General features: G+C 62.7%; 14 protein-coding genes. 8 read left to right on the top strand and 6 right to left on the bottom strand.

Annotation, left to right across the window (positions count from 1 at the left end; translation table 11 throughout):
• Nucleotides 1–102: 102 nt before the first annotated feature.
• From CCICO_RS10565 to CCICO_RS10580, 4 genes are all read right to left on the bottom strand, one after another.
• Entirely contained in the window at nt 103–1767 is a 1665-nt protein-coding gene (locus tag CCICO_RS10565) for an ABC transporter ATP-binding protein (protein WP_018019535.1), read from the bottom strand.
• A complete protein-coding gene (locus CCICO_RS10570) occupies nt 1764–2753 on the bottom strand; it encodes a FecCD family ABC transporter permease (protein WP_018019536.1) in 990 nt (329 codons plus the stop codon). Before CCICO_RS10570 ends, CCICO_RS10565 begins: the two co-directional genes overlap by 4 nt.
• Before the next feature lie 71 nt (nt 2754–2824).
• Nucleotides 2825–3790: a FecCD family ABC transporter permease gene (locus tag CCICO_RS10575; RefSeq protein WP_167540147.1), complete on the bottom strand. Its 966-nt coding sequence runs from the start codon at nt 3788–3790 to the stop codon at nt 2825–2827.
• Nucleotides 3791–3897: 107 nt separating this feature from the next.
• Nucleotides 3898–4977, bottom strand: coding sequence for an ABC transporter substrate-binding protein (locus CCICO_RS10580; protein ID WP_018019538.1), 1080 nt, complete (start codon nt 4975–4977; stop codon nt 3898–3900).
• 741 nt (nt 4978–5718) lie between these two features.
• Between CCICO_RS10580 and CCICO_RS10585 the strand changes: the two genes are divergently transcribed.
• Nucleotides 5719–6747: a zinc-dependent alcohol dehydrogenase gene (locus tag CCICO_RS10585; RefSeq protein WP_018019539.1), complete on the top strand. Its 1029-nt coding sequence runs from the start codon at nt 5719–5721 to the stop codon at nt 6745–6747.
• Here CCICO_RS10585 and CCICO_RS10590 read toward each other — a convergent pair.
• Nucleotides 6744–8357: an amidase family protein gene (locus CCICO_RS10590; RefSeq protein WP_018019540.1), complete on the bottom strand. Its 1614-nt coding sequence runs from the start codon at nt 8355–8357 to the stop codon at nt 6744–6746. The two genes, CCICO_RS10585 and CCICO_RS10590, sit on opposite strands and share 4 nt — an antisense overlap.
• Before the next feature lie 862 nt (nt 8358–9219).
• On the opposite strand from CCICO_RS10590, the gene CCICO_RS10595 reads away from it, so the two are divergent.
• From CCICO_RS10595 to CCICO_RS10625, 7 genes are all read left to right on the top strand, one after another.
• Entirely contained in the window at nt 9220–10245 is a 1026-nt protein-coding gene (locus tag CCICO_RS10595; protein WP_018019541.1) for a P-loop NTPase family protein, read from the top strand.
• Nucleotides 10246–12309: a YhgE/Pip domain-containing protein gene (locus CCICO_RS10600; RefSeq protein WP_018019542.1), complete on the top strand. Its 2064-nt coding sequence runs from the start codon at nt 10246–10248 to the stop codon at nt 12307–12309.
• A 189-nt stretch (nt 12310–12498) separates the two neighbouring features.
• Nucleotides 12499–14649: a prolyl oligopeptidase family serine peptidase gene (locus CCICO_RS10605; RefSeq protein ID WP_018019543.1), complete on the top strand. Its 2151-nt coding sequence runs from the start codon at nt 12499–12501 to the stop codon at nt 14647–14649.
• 41 nt (nt 14650–14690) lie between these two features.
• Nucleotides 14691–16064: a M1 family metallopeptidase gene (locus CCICO_RS10610; protein WP_018019544.1), complete on the top strand. Its 1374-nt coding sequence runs from the start codon at nt 14691–14693 to the stop codon at nt 16062–16064.
• Between the two features lie 10 nt (nt 16065–16074).
• Complete coding sequence (locus CCICO_RS10615; RefSeq protein WP_018019545.1) at nt 16075–17307, top strand: hypothetical protein; 1233 nt, start codon at nt 16075–16077, stop codon at nt 17305–17307.
• Between the two features lie 70 nt (nt 17308–17377).
• Entirely contained in the window at nt 17378–17965 is a 588-nt protein-coding gene (locus tag CCICO_RS10620) for a DoxX family protein (RefSeq protein ID WP_018019546.1), read from the top strand.
• A 179-nt stretch (nt 17966–18144) separates the two neighbouring features.
• Entirely contained in the window at nt 18145–18909 is a 765-nt protein-coding gene (locus CCICO_RS10625) for an IclR family transcriptional regulator (RefSeq protein WP_018019547.1), read from the top strand.
• Between the two features lie 13 nt (nt 18910–18922).
• On the opposite strand, the gene CCICO_RS10630 is transcribed toward CCICO_RS10625, so the two are convergent.
• Nucleotides 18923–19972 (bottom strand): NAD(P)-dependent alcohol dehydrogenase, encoded by a 1050-nt coding sequence (locus CCICO_RS10630; RefSeq protein WP_026161414.1) that lies wholly within the window; start codon nt 19970–19972, stop codon nt 18923–18925.
• Between the last annotated feature and the right edge of the window lie 75 nt (nt 19973–20047).

Here is a 20047-nt window from a genome sequence, read left to right on the forward strand (position 1 = left end):
GCATGCTCCCACCATACGGGAAAACATGTTTACTATTTGGGATTTTCACAGAGTTGATTATGGCCGCACCTACACAGCAGCCTCGGGCACTGGTGGGTAGCCCTAGGCCCGCAGCTCGCTTATAGTCGTACGCTCTTCCGCTCTCGAGGACACCGGCACCACTACCGGAGAATCATCGACGTGGTGAATATCCACCTCCGCCCCGTAGAGCTCAGCGATACGTTCCGCAGTGAGCACCTCCGAGGGGCGTCCCTTCGCCACGATCTGCCCATCGTTCATGGCGATCATGTGGTGGCAATACCGGGCAGCGAGGTTGATATCGTGCAGCACCATCAGCACGGTCACGCCGGTCGTGGCATTACGCTCGGCCACAGCCTCCATGAGAGCTACTTGATGCGTTCGATCAAGATAGGTTGTTGGTTCGTCGAGAACGAGCACCGGAGTGTCTTGAGCCAAAGCACGGGCGAGCCACACGCGTTGCTGTTGACCTCCCGAGAGATGCCCCAGCGGCCGATGTCGAAGCGGCACAATATCCGCCAAAGCGAGTGCCTCCTCCACGGCCTGTTCATCCTCGCTACTCCAAGAATGCAGCCGGCGGCGGTGTGGATGCCGCCCCGCACTCACCACATCCTCCACAGAAAACCCTTCCAGGGCCGTGGCATGCTGCGCCAGTACAGCAATGTGGCGTCCTCGTTGCTGGGCACTCAGGGCATGCACGGTGCTCACTCCAGCCGTCGTCGCACACTCAACAGTGCCCGCCTGTGGGGCCACGATGCCCGTGAGAGTGCGCACCAGTGTGGACTTTCCACAGCCATTAGGGCCGATCACTCCGGTGATCATGCCTTGGGGAATCTCCATCGAAAGCCCATCGGAGACCGTGGTATCCCCATACCCCGTGCGTATCTCGCGAGCGCTCAGAGCCGCCGGTGGCGCGGCCTCGCGCGGGGCGGCAACACCAGCTCCGAGGTGTGGCATAAGTGCCGTCCGATTCCGAGCGTGAAGAAAGTGGCACTCGAGGCCGAAGACACTGCGATGAAGCTCGCTCGTGAGTACCTCTTGGCATGGGCCCGAGGCGATGATCTGACCGCGGCGCATCACCACGACCGTGTCGGCGACCTGTGCTGCAGAGTTGACGTCGTGAAGCACGACGATCACTCGGATACCGCGCGCTGCTATCGCCGATATGAGCTCGAGTACCCGCTGTTCCGCGCCGATATCGAGGTAGCTGGTGGGCTCATCGAGAAACACAATCGGGGTGGTCTGCGCGAGGGTCATGGCTATCCATGCGCGCTGCTTCTGCCCGCCCGACAGAGCATCCACAGCATGATCGGCAAACTGGGTGATCCCACAGTGTTCGAGCGCCTCATCCACGGCGCGCATGTCCGTATGTGTCTGCGGCTGAAAGAGGCCCTGATAGGGGTACCGCCCTTTGGATACCACGTCCCGAACGGTCATTCCGCTACTCGTGGCCCCATGCTGGCCAAGCACCGCCACTAAGCGCGCGGCGCTTTTCTTCGACAGGCGCGCAAGCTGATGACCATCAACCCACACCGCGCCCCCGCTCGGGCGGATAAGCCGCGATAGCGTGCGCAACAGTGTGGATTTTCCGCAACCATTCGGCCCGATGAGTGCCGTGACGCCCGGACCAATGGTGAGATTCAGCCCCTCAATCACAGCCTCGCCGCGGCGGGTATAGCGCACTGTGAGGTCCTCGGCTCGAATGCTTGACTCCGTCGGCTGGGTGGGAGTGGATGAGGAGGGATTCATGCACGCTTCCTTTGAAACAGAGTGAATACGATGAGGAAGTAGGGCGCCCCGATAGCGGCAATAATCACGCTCACGGGGACGGCAACGGGGAAAATATTGGCCCCGATGACGTCGGCAAGCATGGTGAGCACCCCGCCGCACACCCCAGTGAGAAGAACCGAGAGTCCAGTCACCTGCCCCACCATGAGCCGCACGATATGCGGCACGACGAGTGCCACAAAGCCGATCAGCCCTGCAACACTGACCGCTAGGGCAGCCAGCCAGCAGCCCAAGGCGATAAGCACGAGGCGCACCCGCCCCACATTCACGCCGCTGGTCGCAGCGCAGTCTTCGCCTAGAGCGATGATGCGCATCGACCGGCTATGCCACAGCACCACTGGCACCGCGAGCGCCAACCCCACAGCGATGAGGGTGACATCGGACCAGCGCGCACGAGAGAGCGAGCCGATGAGGAGGTTATCGGCCCAGATCACATCCTTGATAGGAAAACGCCGAACCAAGTACGCCTCAATGGCCGTGAGGAAGGTCTGCACACCGATTCCTACGAGAACCAAACGATTGGGATCGAGCTGTTGCCGCTTGGCCAAGAGATACACCACCGCGGTCGTGCCCACCGCCCCAAGAAACACCACATAGGGAAGCCCTGCGACATTTCGTGTGATCAGGATCCACACAAACCCCGCCGCGCCCGCACCCGAGGTGACTCCGATGATGTCTGGGGCAACCAAATCATTACGGGTGACACCTTGAAACAGCGCCCCCGAGATAGCCAGGGCCATGCCCACCAGGAAACCGAGAAGTAAGCGCGGCAAGCGGAGATGAAACACCACAAACTCTGTATGCGGATCCGCGCGCGACCATAGCGCGGTGATCACATCATTGAGTGCGACCGGCATATCCCCCATGGTCATTGCCAGAAGAGCCAGCCCAAGACCCAGCACCACTGCGCCGGCCAGAATGAGCAGAGTGGGCACATGGATGCGCATGCTCCACCATGGTCCCCGCCACGAGCGCCAGGAGCCGCTAGAAGAGACAAAGCCACGAGAAGAAGGAGCTGTCACGACGCCACCTTCGATGATTGACGAGCGATCAGAATGAAGAAGGGGGCACCCAGTGCACCCATGACGATGCTGGCCTCTAGCTCAGCGGGATGGAGCACGAAACGACCCACGATATCGGCAGCGACAAGCAGGCAAGCCCCCACACCAGCCGAGAGCACAATTCCCCATTCCACCGAGCCCTGCACGAGGGGGCGAACGATGTGGGGAACAGCAAATCCGACAAAACCAATGGGCCCGCAGATCGCGACACTCGCACCGGCCATCATCACCACCACGAAGGAAGCAATCAATCGGGTACGAGCAGTGTGCACCCCTGCAGCAGAAGCCACATCCTCACCCATCGCCAGCATCCCCACGCTGCGCGCCAAGACACAGCACGCCACGATGCCCACCACGCACAGCGCGATCGCCAGCGGAAAATCCTGAATGCGGCGCCCGCCGACACCACCAACCATGATGTAGCGCACCGTTTCGCGGGTGCGCTCATCACTAAAAACCATGATCGATGTCCACGTGCTCATCACGGTTCCGCCAATCATGCCCGCAAGCACGAGGCGCACCGGCGAGGAGTTCCCACGCGTGCCCTGTCCGATGAGGATGACAAGCAGCCCCGAGCCGAGCGCACCAAGAATCGCCATGAGGGTAAATTGCTGCGGGCTTTCAGCCCCGAAGAAAAACACCGCGGCGGTGATTCCGCAGCCCGCCCCGGAAGACACCCCCAACACAAAAGGGTCGGCCAAGGGGTTGCGTGTCACTGCCTGCATGACCGCCCCAGCCACCCCGAGAGTGGCGCCCACGAGCAACGCAATGAGTGTGCGTGGGATGCGCATGTCCGTGACCACTGTGTGGTTGTAATTCTGGGGATCGTGGTGGGCGAAGGCCGCAAGAATCTGGGACGGGGCGATGGCCACCGATCCCACACTCACGCTGGCCACAGCCACCACCGCGGTACACAGCAGCACCGCCAGCACTGCACCCCGACGCCGCCTTCTGGCCTTTCGCCCGGCGGGATGAGTGGGTGGCGACTGCCTAAGATGAGAGCTCTGAGTGAGTGTCACAACAGTTACCGCTACGTGTCGAGCGCACCAATGTGGGTGTCAAGATCGTCCAGCATGGAGTTCGCTTCCATCACGGACTCACCATTCCACACCGCGTTAACAAAGAAGGTTTGGTTGTTCTTCACTGCTTCTAGCTGGCTCCACAAGGGGTGGTTCTTCACCTGCTCCACATGCGCCAAGGTGGCTTTGTCTTTGTCGTCATGCTCCGAGGGGTTCTCGTGCACCTGCACCACGACAAACATGATGTCGGCGTCTGCCTCTTTCAAACGTTCTGGGGACAGCGGGAACGCCTCGATGGATTCGCCGTTAGTGGCCGCCTTGGTGGCCGCAAGGTCAAGATCTTGGTTGTGTGGGCGCCGAATGCCCACATCCTCCAACACCCCACCGGCGAAAGAACTCTTCGTGTAGATGATCAGATTGTCATTGCGGATACGCAGAACCGAGACCGTCTTGTCCTTGAGATACTCTCCATGCTTCTTGCGGAACGCCTCGACCCGCTCGTGGTAGGCATCCAGAAGCTCCTCGGCTTTATCCTCTTTGTCCATCACCCGGGCAAAGAAGCGCAATGTGTCATCCCAGCGGTGCTTGCGCTCATCGCCAGAGTCAATCACAAGGGTGGGCGCAATTGCGGCAAGAGTCTCGCGATTGTCATCATCGCGCGGCGTGGCTGCCACGATCACATCCGGCTGTAGGGACATGACTTTTTCGATGTTGAGCTCACGTTCGTTGAGATCGGTGACATCATCCTTGCGTAGCTGCTCCAGCACATCCGGATAGGGATACAGGTCAATCTCCATATTGGCGATACCCACCGGGGTGATACCGAGCGCCACCAGGGAGGTTATGCCCTTAGTGGAGACCAAACGCTGCGGATGCGCCGGAATGGTGACCTCCCGGCCGGCGTCATCAGTGAAGGTGCGGGTCTTTCCATCGTCGGTACTACCAGAATCGGCGTTCCCTGCAGCAGACGAGCCCACCCCAGAATCATCCGAGCAGGCCACGAGTAGTGACCCTGCGCCGAGCCCGGCCACACCGAGCCCTACAGAGGTGAGGAAATGACGACGACTCAAGGAGCTGTGCTGTTCTGCCACGCTGTCCCTTTCATAGACCCTACATAATTGTGTATTAACCGTAGGCTAACCATAACCGCTATAGAAAATCTGAAGCAACACCGCACGTATCCGCACACATACACCTCCCCCGACCTTCACTGAGCAAGGCAAGGCACATCACTGTTTCTAGACGAATGGCAGTTGCACATGGGATCAAGGGCGCGCCGCACAGACCGAAGCTGAAGACGAAGGGCACGGCAGCGCTCTACACACAGCAAACAACGATGCGGCACGACAACAGCCCGGCGCCGAAGGGCAATAGGTGAGCCTAAGGTTAATGCAACAGAGCAGCGTGCCCACACTTCTGCCCCCACCCCCGAGAGTGTCACTCCTTAGAGCATGAAGTACCCACTAGACCACGGCTCCGCAGGCCCTCCCCATGAGCGTTGACCGCCCGAACCGCACAGCTTCCTCTCGGCACTTTCGAAGCACATCTCCAGCACAGCGGGGGCAGATAACGGGGGTGAACAACCTGAGAAAGCAAGCAAATCATTCGCTTCACAGCCTTCACCGAGGGGGCCATGTTCAGCAAAGACACCTTATTGAACATTGGCATTATCAAGCGTTCCTGAGAGACTGCGGTAGCTTTTTAAAAGTGGTGGCGCACACACACGTGGCAGTGGTTCGGTAGAGAGCACACACCCGCTCGAATCTGCCGGCACCAGCACCTAGGCACCTCGGCAGCGCGAGCCCGATGCTTTCTCTAAGGAGTGCTTCACGATGACCGATACCTTCACTGCCGCTGTAGCCACAGAGTTTGGCCCAAACCTCACAATCAGCGATATCGACCTTCCCAGCCCCGGCCGCAACCAAGCCCTCGTCAAACTGCACACTTCCGGCATTTGCCACACTGATCTTCACGCCGCCGAAGGAGACTGGCCGGTAAAGCCCGGCCTTCCCTTCGTTCCAGGCCATGAGGGAGTGGGAGAGGTGGTGGCCCTCGGCGAGGGCGACCATGCCGACATCGAGGTGGGATCCATGGTGGGCAATGTGTGGCTCTGGTCGGCCTGCGGCACCTGCGAATACTGCCGCACGGGCAGGGAAACGTACTGCCCGAACGCCGAGTATGGCGGCTACACCGTCGACGGCTCCTTTGGCCAGTACATGCTGGTGGATACCCGCTACTGCGCCCGCATTCCCGAGGGCGCAGATCTGCTCGAGGTCGCCCCGATCCTTTGCGCCGGAGTGACGGTGTACAAGGGGCTCAAGGAAACGGAGACCCGCCCAGGGCAGTTTGTGGTGATCTCTGGCGTGGGCGGCTTGGGCCACATTGCCGTGCAATACGCGGTAGCCATGGGTATGCGCGTGATCGCCGTCGACATCGCTGAGGACAAGCTGGCCCTCGCCAAGAAGCACGGCGCAGAGTTCACCGTGAACGCCCGCGACGTTGACCCCGGCGAAGCGGTGGCGGACTACACCGGTGGCGGCTCCCACGGCGTGCTGGTGACCGCGGTTCACGAGGCGGCGTTCGGCCAAGCGATCCACATGGCACGTAAGGGCGGAACCATTGTGTTCAACGGCCTGCCGCCGGGAGACTTCCCCGCCCCGATCTTCGACATCGTGTTCAAGGGACTCACCATCCGCGGCTCTTTGGTGGGCACCCGGCAGGATCTCGCTGAGGCTTTGGACTTCTACGCCCGAGGCCACATCCACCCCACTGTCGCCGAATGCGCGCTGGAGGATGTCAACGACGTGTTCGAGAAGCTACGCCACGGCGGAGTCGACGGCCGCATGGCCATCCGCTATTAACTGCCCGCCCCGCCGGCGAGGTCTCGCAGATAGGCGCGCGGTTCTAGGCGGGCGCCGCCTGCGGCCTCGAAGGCGTGGGCAAAGCTCACCGCTTCCGCATCAGCACCAGGGCTGACAATAAAGCTCAGCCCGTGCGGGCGGCCGCTGTCTTCCGCCCCGTAGGGCACGGTGATCTGCGGGGCCCCAGCGGCACCGGCCAGTTCCGCCAGGCCGTTGTCATATACCACCAGCGCGTCGAGCTGATGCTCCTGCAGAGTGGTGCGCAACAACTCCGTGGCCTGATCAATCGTTGCCGCAGTAGCTTCTGGCTGCGGGGATCGCTCGGCGGCATCCTCGAGGAACCCTTGGCCATAGCGCGCTCGTCGCTGCGGGTCCGCATTATTAAAGCGCACCAATTCTCGCAAGCTTGTCACCGGCGCATCGTAGCGCTGGGCATAGTCCGCATAGTCGGCCGCGAAATTGCTCTCTACCACTCCGGCCACATCAATACCGGCGCTGTCTAGCTCGATATCCACCACCTCCGCGCCGGCGTGGCGCAGGGCATCCTTGGCCGGTGCTTCCAGCTCCTCATCACCGCGGGCCACAATACCTATCCGCCGCCCGAGGAGCGCCTGAGCATCAAGCTCAGTGGGCAGTTGCTTATCGACGCCTACCGCAGCATTGTGCACCGCCACGGCATCGGCGACCGTTCGCCCCATGGTTCCCACCGTGTCCAACGCCGCAGCCAGAGGGATCACCCCGTCTGCATCGATCGCGCCATGACTGGGGGTAAACCCCACCACAGAGTTCGCCGCCGCAGGGGCCACGATGGAGCCAGAGGTTTCGGTACCCACGCTCACCGTGGCCATGCTGGCCGCCACCGACACCGCACTGCCGGTGCTCGAGCCCAAGGGGGAGAAGGTTCGCGGCCCGAAGGGATTGTGGGTTTGCCCGTGTTTGCCGGAATAACCAGCGGGCGCCGAGGCTGAAAGAAATCCCGCCAGCTCAGACATCGCGGCCTTACCCAGGATGATCGCCCCTGCACCGTTGAGCGCATCCACCAGCGGGGCATTGTGTGCGGGCTGAAACTCGCTGAGCGCCAGCGTGCCGGCAGAGGTGGGCATATCGGCGGTGGAAATATTGTCTTTCAGCAGCACACTCAGCCCGAATAGCGGCGGGATAATCTGGCCGGTGTACGTCGCTTGTGCTCGGTCGTGATCCGCGGCACGAGCTGCGTCCATGGCATGAGGATTGATCGCGGTGACGGAATTAATGCCGCCTTCTGCTTGGTCAATATGGGCGATGCGCTCGAGATACACCGCGGTGATCTCCTCATAGCTCAACTCCCCAGCAGCCACCGCCTGCTGCAGGCTGGGGGCATCTTTATTCACTACCTTCTCGCCTGCGGCGCGCACCGCTTGTAGATTCATTCCCGCTAACTGCGCTAGGGCCTGGGAGCGTACCGAATCATCGTGGTAATTCAGCACTTCCTCGCCGCTGATTTCGGACACCTCGGGCGCGGGCCAGAGTGCCACGGCCGCGGCAGTCACTCCCGCTAACAGCACGCCCGCCACGGTGAGGACAATGGTGCGGCGCCGCGGGCCACGGCGCTTAACGTAGGCATCAGCCATCTGCCGACCTCATTTCTTTCACCCAATAAGCGGCTCAGCTTGCAGGGCGCCCGACGCGCCCCAAAAACGCATTGTAGCTGCACTTTTGCCCTGCGTAGAGGGGTTGTTCCCCCACGGTTGAACTGCCACAGCCCAGGAATATTATGTGCGCTCACGTAAGTTCTTCCCGCACCCTTTTCCGCTTTGCGCCAGCGCTAGGAATGTGCGAGACAGCCCAACCTACGCAAGGGTTACTCGCCCCCATCGCCACCCGCCCCTACCCCGCTAAGTGGAACACCCCCTTTCGGAACGGCTCAAGCTAGCAGCACTGAACCGCATTGAGTGATTGGTTCACCTACACCCCACTGACTCCCAGCTCGACACCGCCTCCTACCCCCTATTCCCACTCACTCACACAGATGCGTGTGGGTGGCGTCGATACGCCGCTTCTGCCCACAGATCACCCGCGTTGCAGGTAGATACCGCTTTATGGCTAGAATCAAAGACTCGTTAAGGAACTAGAGCTACACCCGTTGCGTTCAACATTATGGATGCTGCGGTGCGAACACCCGCCATGGACGCACCGAGACGAATGGAGTGCCCATCCGATCTCGGCGGGGCCTGGAAGACCCCATGCGGCACATCGTGACGGCTCGCACCGTCGCAACCCTGTACATACCTAGTGTGTACAGGCAGAATTGAAGATAACCACCACGACGAGGCAGATCCTCCTCCGAGGGCACTGCAGCCGAGGCCATGCGCCTGAGTGCCACCGCCAGAGAATGTCGAGCCTCGCCGTGAATGATTTCTCACCCACCCCAGTGCCGGACGCGGGGACGATGGCGACATGGCCAGTCGGGGATAACAGTGCTGAGGAGAGAGCATGTCAGACAGGGACACCACGAACCGAAGCGAGGAGGCCACAGAGGCCACCCGCGAATTCAGTGCTGCACCTACGGGCGCTGCTGAAGAATCTGCCGCTGAGGACACTGCCTTTGCCGCAGACTCAGCAGCTAAGCAGCAGTCCTCGGAATTCAGCACCCCCAGCGAGGAGCAAAGCGCAGCCACCGACTCGGGAGACTATGTGCTCGTCGCCGATGGGCTTTCCGTTGTCGGCGAGGAAGGGCCGGTGTTCGGCCCGATCGATCTGCGCGTGCCAGATAAGACCCTTGTGTTCCTCTCCGGACGTGGCGGCTCCGGCCGCACCGCCTTGGCCCTCACCCTGGCGGGACGGATGAAGCCCACCGATGGCACCCTTACCGTCTTCGGCTACGACAAGCTCAAGGACATTCGCGACACCGTGGCCATCGCCGGGGTGGACGCCATCGATGCCCTCGACCGCGACGTCAAGGTGCGCGATGTGCTCACCGATCACCGTGCTTGGTGCTACGGCTGGTTCGGGTGGGTTTCCAAGGCCAACGAGGACTATCGCGACGAGATTCTGGCGAAGGTCTACGGCACCCGCTCGCTTCCGGATCTCAACCAATACGTGAGCCAAATTCCGGCGCTGGACCGCATCCTCATCCGCATCGGTATGGCGCTGCACCCCGCTCATCAGGAAAGGATCCGCCTGTTGATCCTGGACGATCTCGAGCAGGTGCGTGAGCTGAGCGACCGAGCCATTTTGCTCAGCGTGCTCAACCGCCTCTCTGAGGAGATGACGGTGCTCGTGAACTCGGTGAACCCGCCGAGCTCGGAGATGCTGCCGGGCTCGAAGGTGATTGAGCTCTTCACGGACCGCGGTCACGTCGCCCCCGAACGCGCTGGGGTGACAGAGAAACACCTCGAGGATCTCCTCGTGCGCTGGACCACGATGCGCCGTGGCAATGAGTCACAGCCACGCCACGCCAAGATCGACCCCGAGCCCACCACAGCCACCCACTCCACCACTACGAAGGAGGAGCAGTAAATGCTTGCCACACTGCATATCGGCAGCGAACTTCGCCGCTTCGGACGCGCCAAGCTGGGCAAGATCGCCATCGTGGCCATCTGTCTGCTTCCCCTGCTCTACTCCACCCTGTATCTCTGGAGCTTCTGGGATCCCTTCGGCCGCCTCGACCGCATGCCCGTGGCCCTCGTTAACGAGGACAAGGGCGCCGAGGTGGATGGGCAGCAGCTCAACGCCGGTGAACAGATTGAGCAGGGCCTCCTTGAAGATCAGTCCTTGGACTGGATCACCGTCACGGAGCAAGACGCCCTCGAGGGCGTGAAAACCGGCGAATACTATTTTGCGGTGACTCTGCCGGAGAACTTCTCTCAAGCGGTGGCATCGCCGACCTCCGAAAACCCGGAGAAGGCCCGCATTGTGGCCCACTACAATGACGCCAACGGCTGGCTCTCCTCGCTCATCGGCCAAAACGCTATGCGCCAAGTACTGGGCGTGGTCTCCGACAAGATCGGCGCCCAGGCCGTGGACAAGCTGCTGGTGGGAGTGGTCAACGCCGGCGAGGGCATTCAGCGGGCCGCCGACGGCGCAGCCCAATTGGATGAAGGCGCCACCACCCTCGACTCCGGCTTGGGCGAGATCCAAAAGGGCGCCGGCGACCTTGTTAATGGTCTCGAGCGCAATAAGGAAGGCACCACCCAGCTGGTGGACGGCACCGGGCGGCTCCGCGATGGTGTGTCCCAGCTGCAGACCGGCTCTGGGGATCTAGCCAACGGCACCGAGCAGCTGGTCGATGGCACCGACCGCCTCAGCAGCGGCCTCGATCAAGCCATCGCTAAGCTGCAGAGCCTCACCGGAGAGGTCCACCACTACCACGCCACCGCCTCGGAGGCCTCCCAGGTCCAGGGCAACGTGGCTAATGATCTGCGCGATATCGCCAACGCCATCCGCATGATCCCCGACCCGTTGGCGCAGCACGCCGCGGGCCAGGTGGATCACATCGCCCACCGGGTAGACACCGAGGGCGTGGGCCCGCACTCGCCGCTGAAGCAGGATCTTGACCGCATCAACGGCATCGCCGCGGACATTGATAATGGAAACCTCCCCGGCAAGCTCGGCGAACTCGTCGGCGGCGTGAACCAGCTCAACGACGGCGCCCATCGCCTCAACGACGGCGCTCACCGCCTCAATGAGGGCATTGGTGAGCTGGGCAATGGTGTCACCCAGCTGGATGATGGCGCCAACCAGCTCAACGATGGTGCCACGCAGCTGCTCGAGGGCGGCCACAAACTCGATGGCGCGCTCAGCAAGGCCAAGGATGGCTCCAGCAAGCTTTCCGAGGGCAGCACCGAGCTAGCCACCAAGCTCGGCCAGGCGGCCGAGGAGGCACCCGAGTGGTCGCCGGATCACCGCAAGACCATGGCAGAGACCATTGGTGGTCCGGTGGAGATCAACCAATCCAACTCTGGCGGCGATAACACCTTCGGCGCTGGCCTTGCCCCCTTCTTCTTCTCGCTATCGCTGTATATCGGTAGCCTCGTGAGCTTCCTGCTGCTGCGCCCGCTGCAGGCCCGCGCCGTGGCAGCCGGCATCTCTCCGATGCGGGCCGCCATCGACGGCCTCGCCCCGGCCGGATTGATCGCCATGATCCAAGCGATCGTGGTCTCCAGCGCTACTGTGCTGGCCGTGCCGCTGGACCCGGCCACCTTCTTTGGGCTAACCGTGTTCATGATGCTCACCGCGCTTGTCTTCGCCGCGATGAACCAGGTGCTGATTGTCTTACTTGGCTCAGGCCCTGGCCGCGTGGCCAGTATGGCGCTCCTGATGGTGCAGCTTTTGGGCTCGGGTGGTCTCTACCCCGTGGAGACGGAACCGGATTTCTGGAGTTGGATCCACCCCTTCCTGCCCATGACCTACACCGTCAACGGCTTCCGCCAGACGCTCTACGGAGATTTCGATGGCCGTATGTTGCAGGCCGTGATTGCGCTCTTCGTCTTCCTCGCGCTCTTCCTGGTGGGCACCGCCCTCGGTGCCCGGCGCGACAGAACATGGACCATGAAGAAGCTCCACCCACCCATCGATTTCTAGCCGCCAGTCTCTCCCACCGCCGCTGCAGCCCCGCTGTGGCGGCGGTGGTGTGTGCAGGGAGATGGCGTCGATAAGCGTGAGGCGTGGCGTGGGGAAGAACTTTATTGCCTGCCACCAGCGAGCACGACCTGGGTGAGCTGCACTAACACTGGTGGGGTGTGGGGTGGATTACGTATAATCGGCGGAATTATGAGCATCACTGCACCAGCTTCTACGCCGTCGGCGAGCGAGCTCGCCATCATTGAGTCCCCTACGGCCCTCGCGTGGGCGCAGGAATGGACCACCTCCACTATCGAGCAGATCGACAGCCGAGCGGGCGGCCGCAGCGCACTACAACGCAAGCTGCGCGCCGCTCTCGATACCGATGCCCGCGTGCCGTATGTGACTCGGCGCGGGGAGTACCTCTACAACTTTTGGCGCGATAGCGATCATCCGCGCGGGCTGTGGCGGCGCACCAGCTATGAGTCCTATCTCAGTGAGGCACCGGAGTGGGAGATTCTGCTCGATGTGGATGCCCTCGCCGCCGAGGATGGGCACAGCTGGGTGTGGAAGGGTGCCCATGTGCGGGAACCGGAATGCGACCGAGCCCTCGTGCGGCTATCGCGCGGCGGCGGGGACGCCACCGTGATCCGCGAGTTCGATATCACCACCGCCAGCTTCGTTGAGGACCGCCCCTTCGAGTTGCCAGAGGATAAGTCTGATGTGTCGTGGGAGAGCCTAGACACCGTGATCCTGGGAACCAATGTGGGCGAGGGTTCGCTCACCGAGTCCGGCTATCCGGCGCGGGTGTATCGCTGGCACCGCGGCACCGATCCGCGTGAGGCCGAGCTGCTCTTTAGTGGCGAGCGCAGCGATATCGCCTCTGGCGGCTGGGCGGATCGCACCCCTGGTTTCGAACGCGTGCTCATCGAGCGCCGGTTGGATATGTTCACCGCGGAGAATTACCTGCTGCGCGAGTCGACGCCGGTACGCATCGACGTGCCCATCGATTGCGAGATCATCGTGCACCGCTCCCAGATCTTCCTGCTGCCGCGCACCGAGTTTCACGGCGTACCTGCCGGCGGAGTGGGAGTGGCTGATTTCGACAGCTATATGCAGGATCCCGCAGCCGCCCACGTGCAGGTGATCTTTAGCCCCACCGAGCACCAGTCGCTGGAAACAGTGCACTTTACCCGCAGCTATGGGCTGATTCAGGTATTGGACAATGTCAGCACCACTCTCTACCGCGTGCGGCTCGACGCGCCCGAGGACTGTGTGCGGTTAAAGATTCCGGAGCTGGCCAGCACGAGCGTGGTGGCCACCTCCCCGATGTCAGAGGATCCGGACATCGGCGAGGAGGTGTGGCTGTACTCCTCCAGCTTCACCACTCCTGATTCGCTGCTGCGGGCCGACGCCCGCTACCCCGACACCTTCTCCACCGTGGTCAAACGCGCCCCCGAGCAGTTCGACACTTCCGAGATGAGCACCCGGCAATACTGGGCCACCTCGGCCGATGGCACCCGCATCCCCTACTTTGTTACCGGCCGCCTCGACGAGGAAGCAGACCCCAGTCCCAAGCCCTGCATGGTCCACGCTTATGGCGGTTTCGAGGTGGCACTGGTGCCTTCCTATTCGGCAGTCACCGGCATCGCTTGGCTGGCCAAGGGGCATCTATTTGTGCAAGCGAACCTCCGCGGCGGCAGCGAGTTCGGGCCGCAGTGGCACTCCCAAGCCACGAAGCTGCAGCGCCGTAAGGTCTTCGAGGATCACCAGGCCGTGCTCCGCGACCTCGTGGATCGCGGCCTGACCACCCGCGAGCAGCTGGCAGTGCGCGGCGGATCCAATGGCGGGCTCCTCACCGCAGTAGCCCTCACCAGCTATCCCGAGCTCGTGGGCGCCGTGGTGAGCGAGGTGCCCTTGATCGACATGCTGCGCTATCACACCCTGCTGGCAGGAGCCTCCTGGGTGGCGGAATACGGCCACCCTGATATCCCCGAGGAGCGCGCCGTGATCGAAAGTTACTCGCCGCTGCAGCGAGTCGTGCCGAACGATGAGACGGCCTATCCCCCGGCGCTGGTTACCACCTCCACCCGCGATGATCGAGTGCATCCCGCGCACGCCCGCTGGTTTGCTGCTGCGCTCGCCGCCGCCGGCCAGCCGGTGGACTATGTGGAAAACTCTGAGGGCGGCCACGCCGGAGCAGCGGATAATGATCAGATCGCGTGGAAGCAGGCCATCGTCTATTCCTGGTTGGAGCAGCAGCTGGGCTGTGCGGAAGCGGCTGGCACCGCAGACACCGATGCGGCTGGCGCCTCCAACGCTGCCCGTCACGCTGCCCGCGACGCCGCCACGGACAGCTAGCTGCGCCGATACCGCCGGTGCGCGGACTAGACTGAGCCGCGATGAGTTCCTTCACACGCCTGCGCACCACCGACATCCCCGGCACAAGGGATCGCTACACGGGTGTGGACTTCAACCTTGGATTCCACATCCGTCACTACGGCCTCGACCTCACCTACCGGGTCATGCCCAATCACCTCTCCGGCACGGCCACGTTGGATGTGCTCAGCTATCTTCCATTGACGCAGCTCACCGTGGACTGTGCCCGCACCTTGAATGTGCGGCGGGTGAGCGCCCAGGCCGCCGGCGGGGCGCAGGTGAAGGTAAGGAAGTTCCGCCACCGCGGAGATAACAAGCTGGTAATCATCTTCGATCGTGAGGTGCCTGAAGACACCGAATTCAGCCTCGTCATCAGCTACTCCGGCAATCCCCAACCCATCCGTTCCCGCTGGGGCGAAATCGGGTGGGAGGAAACCGAAGCTGGGGCATTAGTGGCCAGCCAACCGCACGGCGCCCCCAGCTGGTTTCCCTGCGATGACACCCCAGATGAAAAGGCCCTCTACGACATCCGCGTAAGCGCCGATAACCCCTTCAGCGTGATCTGCACCGGCCAGCTGGTGGAGACCGTGCGCAAAAACTCCACCACAACCTGGCATTACCGCGTTGCCGAACCGATGGCCACCTATCTCGCCTCGGTACAGATTGGCGAGTTCAGCACCATCGAGCTGGGCCGCGCGGGCACCGTGCCCGTACGCGCCTATGCCCCGGCGTCGCTGCGCGAACGGGTACTGCACGACTTCGCCGATCAGGCCCGCATGGTGCAGCTGTACACCGAGCTCTTCGGCCCCTACCCCTTCCCCGACTACCGGGTAGTCATCACCGCCGACCAGCTGGAAATCCCCCTAGAGGCGCACGGGCTATCAATCTTCGGCGCCAACCACGCCGACGGGGCCCGCACCTGGGAGCGGCTCATCGCCCACGAGCTCTCCCACCAATGGTTCGGCAACTCCCTCGGGGTGGCGCAGTGGGACGATATCTGGCTCAACGAAGGCTTTGCCTGCTACTGCGAATGGCTCTGGTTCGAGCACTCCACCGGCACCCCCGCCGAACACTACGCCCGCGAGCACTACCAAAGACTCCAGGAAAAGCCACAGGATCTGCTCCTCGCCGATCCTGGGCCGGCCGATATGTTCGATGATCGCCTCTACAAACGCGGCGCGCTGTTCGTGCACGCCCTGCGGCTGCTGCTCGGCGACACCGCCTTCTTTACAGCGCTGCGTTCCTACGCCACCCGCGACCGCCACGGCGTGGTGGAGCCGGTGGATCTGTTCCACGCCCTGCGCGCCCACCTCGCCCCCGAGCGCCACCCCGAGCTCGAGCAGCTGCGCTCCGCCTGGCTGCTGTCCCTGCCGCTTCCGCCCTTCCCCACCGCCTAGGATCACTCACATGCGCGCGCTGTCTCTCGCCACCATCTTCGCGGCCCTCTCGGGATTCGTGGTGGTCATCGTGGCCTCTTGGGCCCTGCCCGAGGCCACCAACGCCGACTTCCAAGCATATTGGGGGCTTTTCTTCGCCCTCGCAGGGCTTATCGACGGCATCACGCAGGAAACCACCCGCGCCACCTCCGCGGTGCGCGCTGGGGCACATCCCCGCTCGGCACGCCCCGTCCGGCTCGCCGGAGTGGTGGCCATCATCGCCGGTATCACGATCCTCGCCACCGGCGGGGTGTGGATGGGATTTTTGCTACACCACGCCCACCCGGCCGCGATCGCCCTCTTCGCTATTGGCCTGTCCTCCTATGTGTTCCAAGCATTGCTCTCCGGTGTGCTCTCCGGGCTCAAGCAGTGGGGGGCATACGCCTGGTTGGTGACTATCGACTCGGGTGTGCGCATGCTGGCCGCCGGTGTGGCGTGGTGGCGCGGCTGGGGAATCGGCGCCTTCTTACTCATCACCGTCCTAGGCGCCACCACTTGGCTGCTCATCATTGCGCTCGCGCCGCAGGCCCGCGCCGCATTAGCCGCACCGGTGGATGTCACCTCGGCTGCGTATCGGCGGGGCGTCTTCTCCGCCATGGCGGCCACTGGGGCCTCCGCCGCCCTGATTACCGGCTTCCCGCCACTGGTGCGCATCACCCACGGCACCGGCGATACCACCGCGGACGGGGTGAGCGTGGCGGCCATCATCATGGCGGTGCTGCTCACCCGCGCTCCCATCCTCGTTCCCACCCAGCGCTTCCAATCCGCCCTAGTGGTGTACTTCGTGGATCGCCGGGAGCGGCTGCTGCCTGCCTTGGTGACACCACTGGCTGCCGTGGCGGGGATCGGGCTTCTCGGCGCGGCTCTGGCCTGGCTGCTCGGGCCGTGGATACTGGGCTTGTTCCTCCCGGCCAGCTATGTGCTGCCCGGCTGGCTCCTAGCCGTGCTCACCTTTGCCTCCGCCTGCACCGGCTCGCTCATGATCACCGGCTGCGCCGCGTTGAGCCACGAACGCCACAGTGTCTATGTGCTCGGCTGGATTGTCGCCACCGCGAGTGCCTTCGCGGTACTTGCGCTGCCGCTACCCCTGAGCACCGCAGTGTGCGCGGCGTTGATCCTCGGCCCTCTCATCGGGGTGGCGGTGCACATCATCTCTTTGTTGGGCGGCCACGTCCGGCGGGTAGGGAAGAATGCACGGGTCTGAGTAAGCCCCAAGAAAATGGTGTTCACTTCCATGTTTTGCTTAAGGGAACCTTTATGTAGGCTGTGTAGTCGTGACTGTTTTTAAGGATATTTTCCAGCTCATCGCCCGTATTATTCTTGGCACCGTGCTTATTGCGCACGGTTGGCAGAAGATCAATGATTGGACTGTCTCTGGGGTAACCGAGAAGTTCACCGACATGGGTGTGCCCAATCCCGAGCTCGCCGCACAATTCGCCTCCTACTTCGAGTTTGCCGGCGGCATCGCCATTGTTCTGGGCCTTTTGGTTCGCTTCGTGGGGCCTGTGCTCTTCGTGCTCATGGCTGGCGCCGCGTGGTTCGCGCACCGCGACGCGGGCATTTTCGTCTCCGATGGCGGCTGGGAGCTCGTGGGCGTAATCGGCGCCGCTGGGCTGCTGCTCGCCGCTGCTGGGGCCGGCCGCGTGTCCTTGGATCACCTCTTGGTGCGCCCCTTCCGTAACGGCAAGGATAAGGACACCGAGTTCGACTCCACCGCTGGCTACACCCCGGCCGCAAGTACTACCGCGGCTACCACCCCTGCCACCGCACCGGCCACTAACGAGACCACCAGCTTCGATACCGAGACCACGGCATTCGATAGCTCGGATATCAACACCACCGGCTGGGATGAGAAGCGCTAAAGCCTAGACTCACCGCCACTTTTCACCGCCTCGCAGCCCTCAGCGCTCGAGGCGGTGTGTGCTATCTGGCGGCCGCGCGCTAAGCTACCGAACCGTTAGTTCCTCGGTATAGTGAGAGGCGTCCGCAAGCGCGCGGCCGACGAGTGCTACACCCTGAGCAGAAGGAGGACGTGAGAGAAGTGAGCGAGCACACCCGACGACACTCATCGCGGGTCCCAGCAGCCACCAACGTCCTTCGCATCCTAACGCTGCTGACCAGTATCGATGTCCCCGTCTCCGCCGCCCGCATCTACACCGAACTAGAGCTGCCGCGCTCCACGGTGTACCACCTGCTCACAGTCATGGAAGACGCCGGCTATGTGGTGCGCCTGCCCGAGGAAAAAACCTATGGTTTGGGCGTGGCGGCCTACGCGATGGCCTCGGCCTACACTACGCAGCAGCCGCTGGTGCGCGTGGGCGCCCGTCATGCGAAGTTCCTCGCCGAGCTCATCGGCGGCAGCGCCCACATTTCCAAGCTCTCAGGCAGCGATGTCCTCTATATCTTGGAGGAGCGCAGCAAAAATGCCGCTAGCTTGCTTTTCGACGCTGGGGTGCGCATCCCGGCGTTCATCACCGCATCCGGCATGGCTATGCTGTCGCTGCGCTCGGAGCAGCAAGTAAAAGCCACCTATTCCACCTCGCCAGTGCCGAACCAGATGAGCTTCCGCGACATCATGGAACAGCTGGCGATCATCCGCGAGCGCGGCTGGGCAGAGGAGAACGAACGCATCGACCGCGCTCACCGCTCCTTTTCTGCCCCTATCTTGGATCACCTAGGCCAGCCGGCCGCCGCGCTCGCGGTGTCCTTCCACATTGATTGCCCCGTCGATCCACGAGAGATCCTCGGCGAGGTTCGCACCCGCGCCGAGCTCATCTCCCACACCGTGTTCGGCCACGAGCACTAGCCGATCCGGCAGGCTAGTTCTCGAAGCTGGCGGTGTCGATAACGCACCTAAACTGCACCTCGCCTGCAACAACACGCTCGTAGGCGGCGTCCACCTCATGCACGGATACCTTCTCTATACGAGCCCCGATGCCATGGGCGGCACAAAAGTCCAGCATCTCTTGGGTCTGCTGGATGCCACCGATATTGGAGCCGGCGAGCACCTTAGCCCCACCCACCACGGAGCCGAAATGGAGCGGCTGCTGGCTCGGCGGCAGGCCCACCACCACCATCACGCCGTGCGGCTTGAGCAGCCCTAAGTAGGCATCCACATCGATGTCGGCGCTGATGGTGTTGAGAATAAAGTCGAACTCGCCGCGGTGCTGCTCAAAGAATCCCTCCTCGGTGGTAGCGAGGGTGCGCTCCGCCCCGAGCTCACGAGCCTGTTCCTCCTTGCGGAGACTCCGCGAAAGCACCGTTACTTTGGCACCTTTGGCAGCGGCGATCTGGACAGCCATGTGCCCCAGCCCGCCGAGGCCCAGCACAGCCACGGTATCGCCTTCTCCCACGCCCCAGCGATCGATGGGCGCGTAGGTGGTGATCCCGGCACACAGCAGCGGCGCAGCCTGGTCTAGCTCGATACCCTCCGGGATGCGGCAGACGAAGTTCTTATTCACCACCACTTTTTGGGAGTAGCCGCCCTGGGTGATGCTGCCGTCGACGTCCGTGGAGTTATAGGTGCCCACTGCCCCGTTGAGGCAGTCCTGCTCTTGGTTGTTGCGGCATTGCTCACACTCACCGCAGGAGTTGACCATGCAGCCCACACCCACGCGTTCGCCGATGGCAAAGTCCGTGGCTTCGGAACCAACCTCGGTGACAACCCCAGCGATCTCGTGGCCCACGGTGAGCGGGAAGTGCGCCTCGCCCCACTCGTTGCGGATGGTGTGGATATCGCTGTGGCAAATACCCGCCGCCTTGATCTCGATCACCACATCGTCGGGCCGCGGATCACGGCGGGTGATCTCGGCGATCTCAAAGGGGGAGTCGGGGGACGTCTTCTGCACAGCTTTTACGCGAAATGTCATGCCGCCCACGCTACAAAATAACAGCTAGCGGTGCTGTTTTTCATTATCGCCAGCTAGTGATAACGCCTCCGCGGG

The organism is Corynebacterium ciconiae DSM 44920, from assembly GCF_030440575.1.
GTDB lineage: Bacteria > Actinomycetota > Actinomycetes > Mycobacteriales > Mycobacteriaceae > Corynebacterium > Corynebacterium ciconiae.

What these genes read in the sequence shown, in the direction of transcription:
- CCICO_RS10630 (WP_026161414.1), bottom strand. Translation starts at nt 19,972, where the DNA reads ATGACATTTCGCGTAAAAGCTGTGCAGAAGACGTCCCCCGACTCCCCC.
- CCICO_RS10615 (WP_018019545.1), top strand. Translation starts at nt 16,075, where the DNA reads ATGCGCGCGCTGTCTCTCGCCACCATCTTCGCGGCCCTCTCGGGATTC.
- CCICO_RS10595 (WP_018019541.1), top strand. Translation starts at nt 9,220, where the DNA reads ATGTCAGACAGGGACACCACGAACCGAAGCGAGGAGGCCACAGAGGCC.
- CCICO_RS10570 (WP_018019536.1), bottom strand. Translation starts at nt 2,753, where the DNA reads ATGCGCATCCATGTGCCCACTCTGCTCATTCTGGCCGGCGCAGTGGTG.
- CCICO_RS10590 (WP_018019540.1), bottom strand. Translation starts at nt 8,357, where the DNA reads ATGGCTGATGCCTACGTTAAGCGCCGTGGCCCGCGGCGCCGCACCATT.
- CCICO_RS10610 (WP_018019544.1), top strand. Translation starts at nt 14,691, where the DNA reads ATGAGTTCCTTCACACGCCTGCGCACCACCGACATCCCCGGCACAAGG.
- CCICO_RS10565 (WP_018019535.1), bottom strand. Translation starts at nt 1,767, where the DNA reads ATGAATCCCTCCTCATCCACTCCCACCCAGCCGACGGAGTCAAGCATT.
- CCICO_RS10605 (WP_018019543.1), top strand. Translation starts at nt 12,499, where the DNA reads ATGAGCATCACTGCACCAGCTTCTACGCCGTCGGCGAGCGAGCTCGCC.
- CCICO_RS10585 (WP_018019539.1), top strand. Translation starts at nt 5,719, where the DNA reads ATGACCGATACCTTCACTGCCGCTGTAGCCACAGAGTTTGGCCCAAAC.
- CCICO_RS10600 (WP_018019542.1), top strand. Translation starts at nt 10,246, where the DNA reads ATGCTTGCCACACTGCATATCGGCAGCGAACTTCGCCGCTTCGGACGC.